Raw genomic sequence first — 14,171 nt, forward strand, 5'->3', positions numbered from 1 at the left:
CTCTGCGTGAGACCAGTGTTCAACTGGACTGGTTTTCGGGCTTACCCTGAAAAGACGCCCCCGCCACCGGAGTCGGACAGGCCAGCGGCCACCGCCGCGACCGTTCACCGCATCGCTCGATCACCTGGGAGTGACTGTGCCGAAACTCGTCTACGACTTCTCCGAAGGCAACAAAGACATGAAGGAGTTGCTCGGGGGGAAGGGGGCGAACCTGGCCGAGATGACCAATCTCGGTCTGCCGGTGCCGCCCGGCTTCACCATCTCCGCCGAGGCGTGCAAGGTCTATCTGGCCACCGGCTCGGTGCCCGCGGAGCTGGCCGAAGAGATCGACCATCACATCGACGCGCTGCAGCAGAAGATGGGCAAGAAGCTCGGTCAGGCCGACGACCCGCTGCTGGTCTCGGTCCGTTCCGGTGCCGCGGTGTCGATGCCCGGGATGATGGAGACCGTGCTCAACGTCGGGCTGAACGACGACTCGGTGAACGGTCTCGCCCACCAGTCCGGCAACCCGCGGTTCGCCTGGGACGCCTACCGGCGACTGATCCAGATGTTCGGCAAAACCGTGCTGGGCATGGAAGGTGACGTCTTCGAGGACGCGCTCGACGCGGCCAAGCAGGCCAAGGGCGCGCGCAGTGACCTCGACCTGGACGCCGACGACCTCAAGGCTCTGGTCGAAACCTTCAAGGCCGCGGTGCGCGACCACACCGGCCGGGACTTCCCGCAGGACCCGCGCGAGCAGATGGACCTGGCGATCGAGGCCGTGTTCGGCTCGTGGAACTCCGAGCGCGCCATCCTCTACCGCCGTCAGGAGCGGATCGCGACCGACCTCGGCACCGCGGTGAACATCTGCTCGATGGTGTTCGGCAACCTCGGCATGGACTCCGGTACCGGCGTCGCGTTCACCCGCGACCCGTCCAGCGGCCAGCCCGGCGTGTACGGCGACTACCTGCAGAACGCGCAGGGCGAGGACGTCGTGGCCGGCATCCGCAACACGGTCCCGCTGGCCGATCTCGAGCAGATCGACAAGACGTCGTACGACGACCTGATGCGGATCATGGCCACGCTCGAAGGCCACTACCGCGACCTGTGCGACATCGAGTTCACCGTCGAGCGCGGCAAGCTGTGGATGCTGCAGACCCGGGTCGGCAAGCGCACCGCCGCGGCGGCGTTCCGGATCGCGACCAGCCTGGTCGACGAGGGCGTGATCGACATCGACGAGGCGCTGCAGCGGGTCAAGGGCGCGCAGCTCGCACAGCTGATGTTCCCGCGGTTCGACTCCGACGCGGACAAGAAGCTGCTGACCAAGGCGATCGGCGCCTCCCCGGGCGCGGCCTCCGGCACGGTGGTCTTCACCTCCGCTGCCGCCGTCGCCGCCGCCGAGCGCGGCGAGAAGGTGATCCTGGTCCGGCGGGAGACCAACCCCGACGACCTGCACGGCATGATCGCCGCCCAGGGCATCCTGACCAGCCGCGGCGGCAAGACCTCGCACGCGGCCGTGGTCGCGCGCGGTATGGGCAAGACCTGTGTCTGCGGCGCCGAGGAGCTCGACGTCAGCGCGTCCGGGGAGACGATCAGCGTGAACGGTACGTCGATCGGCCCGGGTGAGGTGATCTCGATCGACGGCACCACCGGCGAGGTGTTCCTCGGCGAGGTACCGGTCGTGCCGTCGCCGGTCGTGCGGTACTTCGAGGGTTCGCTCGCGCCGGACTCCGGCGACGAGCTGGTCGAGGCCGTGCACCGGCTGATCAGCCACGCCGACGAGATCCGCCGGCTCGGCGTCCGGACGAACGCCGACACCGCGGACGACGCGGCCCGGGCCCGCCGGTTCGGTGCCCAGGGCATCGGTCTGTGCCGGACCGAGCACATGTTCCTCGGCGAGCGGCGGGAGTCGGTGGAGCGGCTGATCCTGGCCGAGACCGACGCCGAACGGGACGCGGCGCTGGCCGAGCTGGAGCCGTTGCAGCGCGGCGACTTCCTCGAGCTGCTCGACGCGATGGACGGGCTGCCGGTGACGATCCGGCTGATCGATCCGCCGCTGCACGAGTTCCTGCCCTCGATGGAGGACCTCGCGGTGAAGGTCGCGCTGGCCAAGGAGCGCGGCGAGGAGCCGGGGCACGACGTGAAGCTGCTGGCCGCGGTCGAGCGGCTGCACGAGCAGAACCCGATGCTCGGACTGCGCGGCGTACGGCTCGGACTGATGATCCCCGGCCTGTTCGCGATGCAGGTCCGCGCGATCGCCTCGGCGGCGGCCGAACTGCGCAAGCAGGGCAAGGCTCCGCGGCCGGAGATCATGATCCCGCTGGTCGGTGCGATCCAGGAACTGCAGTTGGCCCGCGACGAGGTCGAGGGCGTGCTGAACGAGGTCGCCGAAGCGTCCGGGGTGGAATGGGCGACTCCGATCGGCACGATGATCGAGCTGCCGCGGGCCGCGGTGATCGCGGACCAGATCGCCGAGGCGGCCGACTTCTTCTCCTTCGGCACCAACGACCTGACCCAGACCACCTGGGGCTTCAGCCGCGACGACGTCGAGGGCTCGTTCTTCTCCCGCTACCTGGAGAAGGGCATCTTCGCGGTGTCCCCGTTCGAGTCGATCGACCGCGAGGGCGTCGGCAGCCTGGTGCGGACCGGCGTCGAGCGCGGCCGGGCCACCCGTCCGGACCTGAAGCTCGGCATCTGCGGCGAGCACGGCGGCGACCCGGACAGCATCCACTTCTTCCACGAGGTCGGCCTGGACTACGTGTCCTGCTCGCCGTTCCGCATCCCGGTCGCGCGCCTGGAGGCCGGGCGCGCCGCGCTGGACTGAGCACCCGCCCGCCCGGGCGTCGTACCGGGCGGGCCGCGGGGCCAACTCCCAGCCCGCGCCGATGCCCTGGCCATGCTCGCAGGGGGCGGCGGGAGTCGCGAGCAGCTGTCGTCGTACTCGGGTCATCGGGCCTTGACAGAGCAGGCGCGTGACGGTCTGTACAGCTGTATCCAGGCCATTGCCGACGCGGCCGGCGGTTCGGTCACTGAGCGTTACCTGACTCTACTGACTGCAGCAATTCGTCGTGACCAACCCCTTGCGCGGGCCTGATCCGGCAGTCCAAGATGGCCGGGCGGGAAGGGCATCACACGTCGACTTTCGGGTTCGACTCGAACCAGCCGCTGTGGCGGCTCGTGATTCCCTTCCCGCACCAAATCCCTTTTTCTTATAGGGTTTCGGCATGGCCCTCTTCGCTGTGCAGCTGAGCTTCGACGAGTCCGACACCGAGCGGCGCCTGCAGGTGCGCCCGGCCCATCGGGAGTACCTGACCTCGTTGAAGGAGTCCGGCAAGCTCGTGGCCGCCGGCCCGTTCGGCGACCAGACCGGCGCGCTGCTGGTGTACGACGTGGCCGACGAGGCCGAGCTGCGCGAGATCCTGGCCAAGGACCCCTACACGCCGGCCGACGTCTACCAGATCGCCAGCCTCAAGGAGTGGCAGCCGCTGTTCCCGCTCGGCGGCTGACGGCCCTAAGCCTCCGCGCCTTCCAGGTCGAGGTGGTCGACGTACGCCCAGAACCAGCTGAGCGGTCCGAGCACCAGCTCCGGCTCGCCGCCCTCGTCCTCGATGAACAGCAGCGTGCCCTGCCCGCTCTTGATGTCCTCGAGCACGGCGCCGCAGACCTCGAGCGCGGCCTCGAACGGGACCAGCTCCGGCCCGCTCTCCCAGTGCGGCTTCGGTAGCGGCAGCACCGGCGCGTCGTCGGTGCCGTCCAGGTCGACGGAGACCTGCTGCAGCAGCTCGTACAGGTCGTAGGAGATCAGTCCGGCCAGCGGATGCCCGTCGACGCCGACCAGGTACGGGTCGTCGGCGCCGTCGCGGAAGCTGTCGCGGACCTGGGGCAGCGCCGCGGCCAGATCGTCGATCTCCAGGTACGGCGCTTCCTGCAGTTCCTCGTTGGTGTCGGTCGCCAGCCCGCTGCGCATCTCGTCGAACTGGTGCAGCAGCCCCGACAGCTCCTCGTGCGCGCCACCGTTCGGGGCCTTCTGGGCCCGCTCCTCCAGATCGCGCAGGTGCTCGACCAGGTCGTCCTCGAAGTGCAGGTCGTAGCGCGGCAGACCCGGCTCGCGGCCGGCGTTGATCTGGGCGACGATCTGGGTCGAGATCGGCCCGAGCCGCTCGGCCAGCACCTCCAGCGGGGTGGTCGGCTTCTCCTCGTCGTCGTGCGCGCAGGAGTCGTCCTCGGCCTTGCCGCCGCCGTCCATCGCCAGCAGTACGGCGAAGGCCGGGAACGCGATCAGCGCGGCGGTCGCGAGCATGCCGTCGCCGATCAGCATCAGCGGGTTGCCACCGGCCTCGGTCCGGCGCACGTGGTCGGGCAGCAGCACCGCGGCCTGCTCGACGTTCACCTGGCTGGCCAGCGAGCTGAGTCCGTGGTCGGTGTCGACGCCGAGCAGCTCGACCAGCGTCTCGGAGCTCATGTCGAAGTTCGAGCGCAGGTAGTAGCGCAGCCAGCCGGCGTCCACCGGGTTGCCGAGCAGCTCGGCGATCCGCGCCCGGAAGTCGGCCAGGTCGGCGATCGCCAGCACGACCAGCACCGGCTGGTCGCCGTCGCCGATCACCAGCGGACGGGTGTCGCCGTTCTGGAAGCCGTCGATCACCTGGGCCAGGCCCTCGGCGGCGGCGTCCAGAGGCCAGGACTCGGCCTCGAACTCGGTCACACCTGCGGCGGTGCTGACGTCGTCGGGCATCTGCTGGTCCTCTCCGAGGGCGGCGGCGGGGTGGCGCTAACTGTAGGCGGCACCGGTTCCAGCCGGGTCGGCCGGTCGGTGCGTCGTGACATCGGCTACGCTCGGAACGGCGGGTCGGCGAGGTGGTATCTCACATGTGAGATATGGTCCGGCGCATGACTGTTGACTACCTGAGCCGGATCGGCAACCTGATCCGGGACGCCCGCAAGCACCGCGGCTGGACGCAGACCCAGCTCGCCGACGTGCTCGGCACCAGCCAAAGTGCCGTGAACCGGATCGAAAAGGGTCATCAGAACCTCACTCTCGAGATGCTCGCCCGGATCGGCGAGGCACTCGACTCCGAAATTGTCTCTCTCGGTGGCGGTCCGGTCCACCTCCGCGTGGCCGGTGGACGGCAGCTGTCCGGATCGATCGACGTCAAGTCCAGCAAGAACGCCGGCGTCGCGCTGCTGTGCGCCAGCCTGCTGAACAAGGGCCGGACCACACTGCGCAAGGTGGCCCGGATCGAGGAGGTCAACCGGCTGCTCGAGGTGCTGAACTCGATCGGCGTCCGGACCACCTGGCTGAACGACGCCGGCGACCTGGAGATCGTGCCGCCGGAGCACCTGAACCTGGCCGGGATGGACGCCGAGGCGGCCCGCCGGACCCGCAGCATCATCATGTTCCTCGGCCCGCTGCTGCACCGCGAGGACACCTTCGCGCTGCCGTACGCCGGTGGCTGCGACCTCGGCACCCGGACCGTCGAGCCGCACATGTCGGCGCTGCGCCCGTTCGGGCTGGAGATCAAGGCGACCGCGGGGGAGTACCACGCGGTGGTGAACCGGGCGATCGCGCCGGGCAAGCCGATCGTGCTGACCGAGCGCGGCGACACGGTGACCGAGAACGCGATCATGGCCGCCGCCCGGCACGACGGCGTCACGGTGATCCGCAACGCCTCGTCCAACTACATGGTGCAGGACCTGTGCTTCTACCTCGACCTGCTCGGGGTGCGGATCGACGGCGTCGGCTCGACCACGCTGACCGTGCACGGCCGGCCGGAGATCGACGTCGACGTCGACTACGCGCCCTCGGAAGACCCGATCGAGGCGATGAGCCTGCTCACCGCCGCGATCGTGACCGGCTCGGAGATCACCATCCGGCGCGCGCCGGTGGAGTTCCTGGAGATCGAGCTGGCGCTGCTGGAGGAGATGGGCCTGGACTACAGCCGCTCCAAGGAATACCTGGCCGAGAACGGCCGGACCCGGCTGGTCGACCTGACCACCCGGCCGTCCACGCTGCACGCGCCGATCGACAAGATCCACCCGATGCCGTTCCCGGGGCTGAACATCGACAACCTGCCGTTCTTCGCGGTGATCGCGGCCACGGCGACCGGGCAGACGCTGATTCACGACTGGGTCTACGAGAACCGCGCGATCTACCTGACCGACCTGAACAAGCTCGGCGGCCGGGTCAAGCTGCTCGACCCGCACCGGGTGATGGTCGAGGGGCCGACGCACTTCTCCGGCGCCGAGATCATGTGCCCGCCGGCCCTGCGCCCGGCCGTGGTCACGCTGATCGCGATGATGGCGGCCAAGGGCACCTCGGTGCTGCGCTCGGTCTACGTGATCAACCGCGGCTACGAGGACCTGGCCACCCGGCTGAACTCGCTAGGCGCCCAGATCGAGACGTTCCGCGACATCTGACCCAGTGACGAAGGCGACGGCCTCGGTGACCACGTCCGGATCGACCATGATCCGGCGGTGGCCGAGGCCGTTCGTCTGCCGGAACCGCGCCTTCGGCCCGTACGACGCCAGCAGCATCGGTGCCTGGGCCGGATCGACCACGTCGTCCTCGTCGTTGTGGATCGACAACAGCTCGGACCTGCCCGGCACGACGGAGAACTTCGTCCAGATCTCCGGATCGCCCGCGAACAGCTTGCGCTCGACCTGCCGGCGCAACGCCTGGTTGGTCCGCGCGCCGAGCCCGAGCGCCCGGCAGAACGCGTCGGCCAGGTAGCTGAACTCGGCGAAGCCGCTGATCACGACGATCCGCTCGGCGCTCAGCTTGTCGTCGCGCAGCGCGTAGAGCACGAACGGCACACCCATCGAGTGCGCGATCACGCCCTCGAAGGCGCCGTACCGGGAGCCGAGGCGCTGGATGATCCGCTCGTGGCCGAGGATCGTGCCCGCCCGGCCCGGGGTGTCGCCGTGGCCCGGCGCGTCGTACGAGACCGGGCTGTAGCCGAGTTCGACCAGCCGCTCGACGAAGGCGGCGAACCGGGAAGCTCGCGATCGCCAGCCGTGCACGAGCAGGACGGGTCTTGTGCCGTCGCCCCACGCGTACGTCACCACGCCGTCGACCACTTCGACCCGCGCTGCCGCGTGCACGGCCTGCTCGGAGGGACGGACCTTGCCGCGGCGCAACGGACGGCGCCACAGCTCGAACGCCAGCCGCCCTGCCGCCTGGGGTGAGAGTGCTTCGATCATCCGCAGTCCCGCACCCACTGCTCGGGTCATCACAGCGCGGCTTCCCATCGAGGATCTCTTCCAGTCAGGCCGAGGAATCGGTCCGACGCCGTTCCGTTCGTGTCCACCGCCGGCGCGAAGGCGCTGCCGGGTGGCCGGTCGGCCGGAATCTGTTCGGCGTACGGGATCGCCGCCTCCGCCAGGTGCGGCGGGATCGGATCGTCGAGCCCGATCGCCCGCGCGATGTCCCAGCTGTGCGCGAGGTAGTCGACGAAGTGCATCGCGATCGCCGCCCGGGCCGGGAACACGCCGAACTCGCGGACCTCCACCGCCGCGTCCAGGTCGGCGATCCGGAACGCGCCGGTCACCAGGTTCACCGACTCGGCGAACGATTCCAGCGCGGTCTCCGCACGCCCGGGCTGCCAGATCTCGCGGTTGATCGCGCCGGGCGGATTGATCACGTTGGCCGCGAATCCCCGGTTTTCCGCCACCTGGTGGGCGAGCAACTCGCCGAGCGACCAGTCCGTGCACGGGGTGGGGAGGTCGAGCTGGTCGGGGCGGACCTGGGCCACCACCGCCAGGCAGACGGCCGCGGCCGCTGCGTCCAGAGCTCTGGGGTCGGTCACATTCTCCTCGATCCGCTGTAAAGTATACGAACGATCGTATTATTAGTTCTGAAGGGGTCGTGCGTCAACGGCATTAGGATCGCCGCACGTCGAAGGGAGACGGTGACGATGGAGACGACCCGCGTCGACGGTCGGCTGGTCCGTGGTGACCAGACCCGCCGGGCCGTGCTGCGCCGGGCGGTCGACATCGCGTCGGTCGACGGGCTCGAAGGGCTTTCGATCGGCCGGCTCGCCAAGGACCTGGAGATCAGCAAGAGCGGGCTGTTCGCGCACTTCGGCTCCAAGGAGGAGCTGCAGCTCGCCACGATTCGCGCCGCCCGCCGGATCTACGCCGAGGCGGTGGTCGCGCCCGCTTTCGCCGTACCGCCTGGTCTGGCGCGCGTCTGGGCGCTGAGCGAGAGCTGGCTCGACTATTCGCGGCGCCGGGTCTTTCCGGGCGGCTGCTTCTTCGCCAAGACCTCGCACGAGTTCGGCGCCCGGCCCGGCGTCGTACGGGACTATCTGGCCGAGGTCAACGCGGAGTGGATGGCGTTGATCGAGCGGACCGTTGCCGAAGCGGTCGAGCTGGGGGAGTTGACCGGCGATCCGGCGCCGCTGGCTTTCGAGTTGAACGCCTTCTACGACTCGGCCAACCTCGCGTCCCTGCTCCGCGACGACCACGACACGATCTACGGCCAGGCTCGGCGGTCGATCCGCAGCCGACTGGAATCAGCCGCGCCGGCTGGGACTGCCCTGCCCTGGTGAGACCTCCTGCCGGCTTTCGGGGAGGTCTCGGCGGCGGCGGATGGGAGAGCAGAGCAGTACGAGGCCCGCGAGCGGGATGCCCGCGGTGGTGATCCAGAGGGCTGGGGTGAGGCCGAGCAGTTCGCCGAGCGTGCCGCCGAGCAGGGCGCCGACCGGGATCGTGCCGTAGTTGACGAACGACGACGTCGCGGTGAGGCGGCCGAGCAGGTCCGGTGGGCAGTAGGCCTGGTAAAAGGTGGCTTTGACGACGTTGCCGGCGACGACGCCGACACCGACGCCGAACGCGCCGGCCAGGTAGAACCACGGGCTCACCGTGCTCAACGGGATGAGCAGCGCGAAGGTCGGCAGGCCGAGTTCGGCGATCAGGATGGCGCGGGCGCTGCCGACTCGGCGCATCAGGCGCCGGGCCGCGAAGGCGCCGGCGATGCCGCCGCTGCCGGCCGCGGCGATCAGGGCGCCGACGGTGCCGGCGCTGAGGCCGACCTCGCGGACGAGGAAGACGACGGCGATCGACTGGTAGCCCATCAGGGCGAGGTTCGAGACGGCGCCGAAGATCGTCAGCGTGCGCAGCCAGACGTCGCGCGCGACCAGGCGCAGACCGTCGGCGATCTCGGCGGCGATCGTGGGACCGGCTTGCGCTCGGCGGGCCGGCGTACGGGGTGGTTCGCGGTGGTGGATCGCTGCGAGGCAGGCGAGGGCGATGAGAAACGTGGCGGCGTCGACGAGCAGGCCGTTGACCGGTCCGGCCAGCTGGATGATCAGGCCGCCGCACCCGGCGCCGGCGATCTGGGCGGCCGAGGCGCTGCCGTGCAGCTTGGCGTTGCCCTCGGCATGGTCTGCGGAGGCGATGAGCGTCGGGAGGTAAGCGGTGTAGGCGGTTTGGAACAGCACGGCCGCGACGCCGGTCAGGGCGACCGCTGCCAGGAGGAGGTGGACCGTGAGGATTCCGGCGGCCGACATCAACGGGACCGAGGCGATCAGCGCGAACGACGCCGCGGCGGCGGCGAGCATGATCGGGCGGCGGGGGAGCCGGTCGACCCAGGCGCCGACCGGGAGGCCGATCACCAGCCAGGGCAGCCAGGCGAAGGCGGTCAGCAGGCCGACCTGGAAGGTGGTTGCGTCGAGCAACGAGATGGCGACCAGCGGGATCGCGACGCCGGAGACCGCGGTGCCGAACCGGCTGGTGGTCTCGCCGGTCCAGAGCAGGCGGAAGTCGCGGTGGCGCCGGAGCAGGCTCATGGTTCGGTGGTTCTCGGGAAGGACTGGAGTTGCACGATCACCGGCTTCGCGTCCTGGCCGGGCTCGATCTTGCTGTAGCGGTCGATCACAGCGGCGATCTCGTCGTTCAGGGCGGTGAGCTGGTCGGGGCTGAGGCGCAGGTCGCGCCAGTCCGAGAGGGCGGCCGCGTGCTGCCACTCGCCGGGCCAGTTCTGGTCGACGTACGCCTGCACTCGCGCGTAGTACCGCTGCACGAGGTGCTGCAGGTAGACGCGCAGTGCCCCGCTGGTCTCGGGGTCGTCGCGGAACTCCGCCGGATTCAGCACCGTCGGCTCCTGCGGAACTCGCCACCACCGCTCGCGCTTGGTGCCGCGCTCGGTGTCCTCCTCGATGTAGCCGTGCTCGGCGAGCAGCCGAAGGTGCCAGCTGATCGTGCCGGTGTTCTCGCCGAGGCGCTGCGCGAGCGTGCTGGACGTCGCCGGACCGTCCAGCTCGAGCGCCTCGAGCATGGTCATCCGCAGGGGGTGGGCCAGGCCGCGCAGACTCCGGGCGGTGATCCTTCGCATGATGCAGAGCATACTCTGCAGAGAGATCTCTGCAAGTGTGAAAGTGTCGGTGGCCGTCTCTAGCGTCTGGGGTATGCGGCCACATGTGGTGGGTCATCTGGCGGTCTCCGTCGACGGCGTGACGGCCGGGTTCGACGTCGACCTGGCGCGGTTCTACGCGATGGCGACGCTGTGGCAGGAGGACGTCACGCTCGTCGGCGCGGACACGATCCTCGCCCAGGAAGCAGTGCTGCGCTCGGCGCCGCTGCCCGGGCCGCGGGAGGCCGGCCCGTTGCTCGCCGTTGTCGACAGCCGGGCGCGCGTCCGCGAGTGGGATCGCCTGCGCGACGTCGGCCACTGGTCCGATGTACTCGCCCTGTACGCCGACCAGACGCCGGCCCGGCCGCCGGACAGCCGGACGCGCGAGTTGATCACCGGCTACGACCGGGTGGATCTGGACGACGTACTCCAGCAGCTCGGCAAGTCCTACGACGCGCGAGTGGTCCGCGTCGACACCGGCGGCACGCTGCTCGGCGTATTGCTCGAGCTCGGACTGGTCGACGAGCTCAGCCTGCTCGTGCACCCGGTGGTGGTCGGCTCCGGCCCGCGCTGGCAGGGCGGTTTCACCGGTCGGCTCGACCTCGGACTGGCCAATGTCGAGGTGTTCGAAGGCGGTGTCGTGTGGCTGCGGTACTGCACCTTGTAGAAACCGGGTACAGTGTACGGAGTTCACCGATGTGAGGAGCTCTCGAATGCCTGGATACGTGCCGACCGAGGACGACGTCGCGAGCGTGCTGGCCTGGTTCGACAAGTACGACGCGCTGGCCGCGGCGCGTGACTACGAGGCGATGGCCGACGTCGCCGTCTTCCCGCTGAACGAGGTCACCGACGACGGCAAGGGCAACGCCTCGGCGGCCCAGACCGACCGGGCGGCGTACGTGGCCCAGATGGCACAGGTGATGGGCGGTGCCGACGACGTGAAGCTGGAGACCACCCGGACGCCGCACTTCCTGTCCGACTCGCTGGTCTTCGTGATCAGCGACGGCACGATGACGTACCAGGGCCAGAGCACGCCGATCCGGTACGGCGACCTGCTGCTCAAGACCGGCGGGGAGTGGAAGTTTCAGACGATGGTGCAGGGCGGTTGGGGCTGATGTTCACCTGAATGTCGGTGCCGCCCAGTAGTTTGAGGGGTGATGAGGAAGCAGTCCGAGGGCTACGACGAGCACGACGCCGAGCGGTGGGTGCCCGAGCCGGTCAAACGGCCCGGGCGCACGGCGTTCGCGCGGGACCGGGCGCGCGTGCTGCACAGCGCCGGCCTGCGCCGCCTGGCGGCCAAGACCCAGGTGGCGACGGCCGGCAGCGACGACTTCGTTCGCAACCGGCTGACGCACAGCCTCGAGGTCGCCCAGATCGGCCGCGAGCTGGCTGGCACGCTCGGCTGCGATCCTGACATCGTCGACGCCGCCTGCCTGGCGCACGACCTCGGCCATCCACCGTTCGGGCACAACGGCGAACGCGCGCTCGACCAGCTCGCCGCGGACATCGGCGGGTTCGAGGGCAACGCGCAGACCTTGCGGCTGCTCACCCGGCTGGAGTCCAAGACCTTCGCCGCCGACGGCCGCAGCGCCGGGCTCAACCTGAGCCGCGCGACCCTCGACGCCGCGACCAAATACCCCTGGCCGCGGCGCGAGGGCGTGCGCAAGTTCGGCGTGTACGACGACGACCTGACCGTCTTCGAGTGGCTCCGCCAGGACCTGGGCGACCAGCGGTGCCTGGAGGCCCAGGTGATGGACTTCGCCGACGACGTCGCGTACTCGGTGCACGACGTCGAGGACGGGATCGTTGCTCACAGCATCGATCTGGACCGGGTCGGCGCCGACCGGGCGCCGTACTGGCAGACCGTGCGGGAGACCTACCTGCCCGACGCCTCCGACGCGCAGCTCGACGAGGCGTGGCAGCGGCTCACCATCCTGCCGTACTGGCCGACCGGCCCGTTCGACGACAGCCGCCGGGCGCTCGGCGGCCTCAAGGACATGACCAGCCAGCTGATCGGCCGGTTCTGCACGGCTGCCGAGCAGGCCACTCATTCGCGGTTCGGCCGGCGCTCCCGCCTGGTCCGGTACGACGCCGACCTGGTCGTCCCCGACGGCACGCGCGCCGAGATCGCGCTGCTCAAGGGCATCGGTATGTGGCACGTGCTGAACTCCCCGGAGCTCCAGCGCCGCCGCGCCATTCAGCGCGAGTTGCTCACCGAGCTGGTCGAGGCGCTGGTCGACAAGGCGCCCGCCAATCTCGACGCCCCCTTCGCGGCGGACTACAAGGCAGCGCCTGACGACGCCAGCCGGCTGCGCGTGGTGATCGACCAGGTCGCGTCGCTCACCGACCCGTCGGCCCAGGCCTGGCACGCCGCGCTCACGAGCTGACCGGCCCGCCGCTTCGCCCCGACCGGTCGGGGCGATAAAGGTCTAATCTCGTGGCATGACGGATGCACAGCGGATCGTTGTCGTCGGAGCCAGCTTGGCCGGAGCCTCGGCGGCGGAGACTCTGCGGTCGGAGGGCTTCACCGGGGAGCTGGTCCTGATCGGCAGTGAGACCGAGTTGCCGTACGAGCGACCGCCGCTGTCCAAGGCGGTGCTGCTCGGTAAGGACGAGCCCGTCTCGGCGCAGCTGCACGACCAGCAGTGGTACGACGACCACTCGATCGACCTGCGGCTCGGCACGACCGTGACCGCGCTCGACACCGGCGCGAAGACCGTCACGACCGACGACGGCCAGACCACGCCGTACGACGAACTGCTGATCGCGACCGGCTCACGCGTGCGTCGCCTCGACGTACCGGGCGGCGACCTGTCCGGCATCCACTACCTGCGCACCGCGGGCGATTCCCAGGCGCTCACCGACGCGTACGCCGCGAAGCCGCGCGTGGTCGTCGTCGGCGCGGGGTGGATCGGCCTGGAGTCCGCCTCGGCCGCGCGGGAACGCGGCTGCGAGGTGACCGTGATCGAGCCGCAGTCCACCGCGCTCGCATCGGTGCTGGGGGAGCAGGTGGGGGAGTTGTTCGCCGATATGCACCGGCAGCACGGCGTTCGCCTGCTTTTCGGCACGGGTGTCGAGGGCTTCGAGGGCAACGGCAAGGTGACCGGCGTGCGCACGTCGTCCGGCGAGGTGGTTCCGGCCGATCTGGTGGTGGTCGGCGTCGGCGTCCAGCCGAACACCGAACTCGCCGCCGAGGCCGGGATCGAGGTCGCGCCGCGCGAGGCCGGCTCGGGCATCGTCACCGGTCCCGACCTGAAGACGTCGGCCCCGGGGGTCTTCGCGGCCGGTGACGTGGTCCGCTGGCAGCACCCGCTGCTCGGGCGGCCGGTCCGCGTCGAGCACTGGTCGAACGCGAAGGACAGTGGCGCCGCGGCCGCGAAGGCGATGCTCGGCCAGGATGTCGCGCACGACGCGATCCCGTTCTTCTTCACCGACCAGTACGACCTGGGCATGGAGTACGCCGGTGATGTTCCGCGCGGTACGTCGTACCAGGTGGTGCTGCGCGGCGACCCGGCCTCCGGCGCCTATCTCGCGTTCTGGCTGGACGACGACCGGCACGTGCTGGCCGGCATGCACGTGAACACCTGGGGTGCGATCGACGGCATCCAGGACCTCATCCGCTCGGGCCGGACGGTCGACGCGGACAAGCTCGCCGATCCGTCGGTCGAGCTCGGCGAGGTCTAAACCAAAGCTGACCCGGCTCGGCGGGTGCGGGTCCCTGCCGAGCCGGGTCGGGTACGACGGGGCTGGTCGTGCGAGCCGGTGCTCGGGTCGCCCGGCGGCCGGTGCTCGGGTCGCCCGGCGGCCGGTGCCCGGGCAGCCCGGTGGTCGGTCGTGCGAGCCG

General features: G+C 70.0%; 13 protein-coding genes. 8 read left to right on the forward strand and 5 right to left on the reverse strand.

The window, feature by feature from the left end:
- Nucleotides 1-136: 136 nt before the first annotated feature.
- Together ppdK and ACQPXM_RS14190 are read left to right on the forward strand one after the other, a co-directional pair.
- Nucleotides 137-2,803 carry a pyruvate, phosphate dikinase gene (ppdK, locus tag ACQPXM_RS14185; RefSeq protein WP_432948608.1) on the forward strand — a complete coding sequence of 889 codons (2,667 nt, stop codon included), beginning with the start codon at nt 137-139 and terminating at the stop codon, nt 2,801-2,803.
- Between the two features lie 400 nt (nt 2,804-3,203).
- Complete coding sequence (locus ACQPXM_RS14190; protein WP_432948610.1) at nt 3,204-3,485, forward strand: YciI family protein; 282 nt, start codon at nt 3,204-3,206, stop codon at nt 3,483-3,485.
- Between the two features lie 5 nt (nt 3,486-3,490).
- Here ACQPXM_RS14190 and ACQPXM_RS14195 read toward each other — a convergent pair whose 3' ends face one another.
- Nucleotides 3,491-4,711: a hypothetical protein gene (locus ACQPXM_RS14195; protein ID WP_432948612.1), complete on the reverse strand. Its 1,221-nt coding sequence runs from the start codon at nt 4,709-4,711 to the stop codon at nt 3,491-3,493.
- A gap of 155 nt (nt 4,712-4,866) precedes the next feature.
- Between ACQPXM_RS14195 and ACQPXM_RS14200 the strand changes: the two genes are divergently transcribed.
- Nucleotides 4,867-6,393 carry a helix-turn-helix domain-containing protein gene (locus ACQPXM_RS14200; RefSeq protein WP_432948614.1) on the forward strand — a complete coding sequence of 509 codons (1,527 nt, stop codon included), beginning with the start codon at nt 4,867-4,869 and terminating at the stop codon, nt 6,391-6,393.
- On the opposite strand, the gene ACQPXM_RS14205 is transcribed toward ACQPXM_RS14200, so the two are convergent.
- Both ACQPXM_RS14205 and ACQPXM_RS14210 read right to left on the reverse strand, forming a co-directional pair.
- Nucleotides 6,358-7,224: an alpha/beta hydrolase gene (locus tag ACQPXM_RS14205; protein WP_432948616.1), complete on the reverse strand. Its 867-nt coding sequence runs from the start codon at nt 7,222-7,224 to the stop codon at nt 6,358-6,360. The two genes, ACQPXM_RS14200 and ACQPXM_RS14205, sit on opposite strands and share 36 nt — an antisense overlap.
- Entirely contained in the window at nt 7,206-7,781 is a 576-nt protein-coding gene (locus ACQPXM_RS14210) for a TIGR03086 family metal-binding protein (protein ID WP_432948618.1), read from the reverse strand. The genes ACQPXM_RS14205 and ACQPXM_RS14210 overlap by 19 nt, the downstream gene beginning before the upstream one ends.
- A 108-nt stretch (nt 7,782-7,889) precedes the next feature.
- Here ACQPXM_RS14210 and ACQPXM_RS14215 point away from each other — a divergent pair, with 108 nt between their 5' ends.
- Nucleotides 7,890-8,525, forward strand: coding sequence for a TetR/AcrR family transcriptional regulator (locus tag ACQPXM_RS14215; protein WP_432948620.1), 636 nt, complete (start codon nt 7,890-7,892; stop codon nt 8,523-8,525).
- Here the strand turns inward: ACQPXM_RS14215 and ACQPXM_RS14220 are convergent.
- A complete protein-coding gene (locus ACQPXM_RS14220; RefSeq protein WP_432948622.1) occupies nt 8,490-9,764 on the reverse strand; it encodes an MFS transporter in 1,275 nt (424 codons plus the stop codon). The genes ACQPXM_RS14215 and ACQPXM_RS14220 overlap by 36 nt on opposite strands.
- Complete coding sequence (locus ACQPXM_RS14225) at nt 9,761-10,309, reverse strand: helix-turn-helix domain-containing protein (RefSeq protein ID WP_432948623.1); 549 nt, start codon at nt 10,307-10,309, stop codon at nt 9,761-9,763. Before ACQPXM_RS14225 ends, ACQPXM_RS14220 begins: the two co-directional genes overlap by 4 nt.
- A 73-nt stretch (nt 10,310-10,382) precedes the next feature.
- Here ACQPXM_RS14225 and ACQPXM_RS14230 point away from each other — a divergent pair, with 73 nt between their 5' ends.
- Genes ACQPXM_RS14230 through ACQPXM_RS14245 form a run of 4 tightly spaced genes read left to right on the forward strand, consistent with a single transcriptional unit; the run spans nt 10,383 to nt 14,011 of the window.
- On the forward strand, nt 10,383-10,994 hold the full coding sequence (locus tag ACQPXM_RS14230; protein WP_432948625.1) for a dihydrofolate reductase family protein: 612 nt from the start codon (nt 10,383-10,385) through the stop codon (nt 10,992-10,994).
- Nucleotides 10,995-11,040: 46 nt separating this feature from the next.
- Entirely contained in the window at nt 11,041-11,442 is a 402-nt protein-coding gene (locus tag ACQPXM_RS14235) for a nuclear transport factor 2 family protein (protein ID WP_432948627.1), read from the forward strand.
- A 42-nt stretch (nt 11,443-11,484) separates the two neighbouring features.
- Nucleotides 11,485-12,714 (forward strand): deoxyguanosinetriphosphate triphosphohydrolase, encoded by a 1,230-nt coding sequence (locus ACQPXM_RS14240; protein WP_432948629.1) that lies wholly within the window; start codon nt 11,485-11,487, stop codon nt 12,712-12,714.
- A 55-nt stretch (nt 12,715-12,769) separates the two neighbouring features.
- Complete coding sequence (locus ACQPXM_RS14245; RefSeq protein WP_432948631.1) at nt 12,770-14,011, forward strand: NAD(P)/FAD-dependent oxidoreductase; 1,242 nt, start codon at nt 12,770-12,772, stop codon at nt 14,009-14,011.
- Nucleotides 14,012-14,171: the final 160 nt, after the last annotated feature.

It is taken from the genome of Kribbella sp. CA-253562, assembly GCF_050942265.1.
Lineage (GTDB): Bacteria > Actinomycetota > Actinomycetes > Propionibacteriales > Kribbellaceae > Kribbella.

Excerpts from the sequence above, each read along its gene's own strand:
- ACQPXM_RS14190 (WP_432948610.1), top strand. The coding sequence starts at position 3,204 with ATGGCCCTCTTCGCTGTGCAGCTGAGCTTCGACGAGTCCGACACCGAG.
- ACQPXM_RS14195 (WP_432948612.1), bottom strand. The coding sequence starts at position 4,711 with ATGCCCGACGACGTCAGCACCGCCGCAGGTGTGACCGAGTTCGAGGCC.
- ACQPXM_RS14200 (WP_432948614.1), top strand. The coding sequence starts at position 4,867 with ATGACTGTTGACTACCTGAGCCGGATCGGCAACCTGATCCGGGACGCC.
- ACQPXM_RS14205 (WP_432948616.1), bottom strand. The coding sequence starts at position 7,224 with ATGGGAAGCCGCGCTGTGATGACCCGAGCAGTGGGTGCGGGACTGCGG.
- ACQPXM_RS14215 (WP_432948620.1), top strand. The coding sequence starts at position 7,890 with ATGGAGACGACCCGCGTCGACGGTCGGCTGGTCCGTGGTGACCAGACC.
- ACQPXM_RS14220 (WP_432948622.1), bottom strand. The coding sequence starts at position 9,764 with ATGAGCCTGCTCCGGCGCCACCGCGACTTCCGCCTGCTCTGGACCGGC.
- ACQPXM_RS14225 (WP_432948623.1), bottom strand. The coding sequence starts at position 10,309 with ATGCGAAGGATCACCGCCCGGAGTCTGCGCGGCCTGGCCCACCCCCTG.
- ACQPXM_RS14230 (WP_432948625.1), top strand. The coding sequence starts at position 10,383 with ATGCGGCCACATGTGGTGGGTCATCTGGCGGTCTCCGTCGACGGCGTG.
- ACQPXM_RS14235 (WP_432948627.1), top strand. The coding sequence starts at position 11,041 with ATGCCTGGATACGTGCCGACCGAGGACGACGTCGCGAGCGTGCTGGCC.
- ACQPXM_RS14240 (WP_432948629.1), top strand. The coding sequence starts at position 11,485 with ATGAGGAAGCAGTCCGAGGGCTACGACGAGCACGACGCCGAGCGGTGG.
- ACQPXM_RS14245 (WP_432948631.1), top strand. The coding sequence starts at position 12,770 with ATGACGGATGCACAGCGGATCGTTGTCGTCGGAGCCAGCTTGGCCGGA.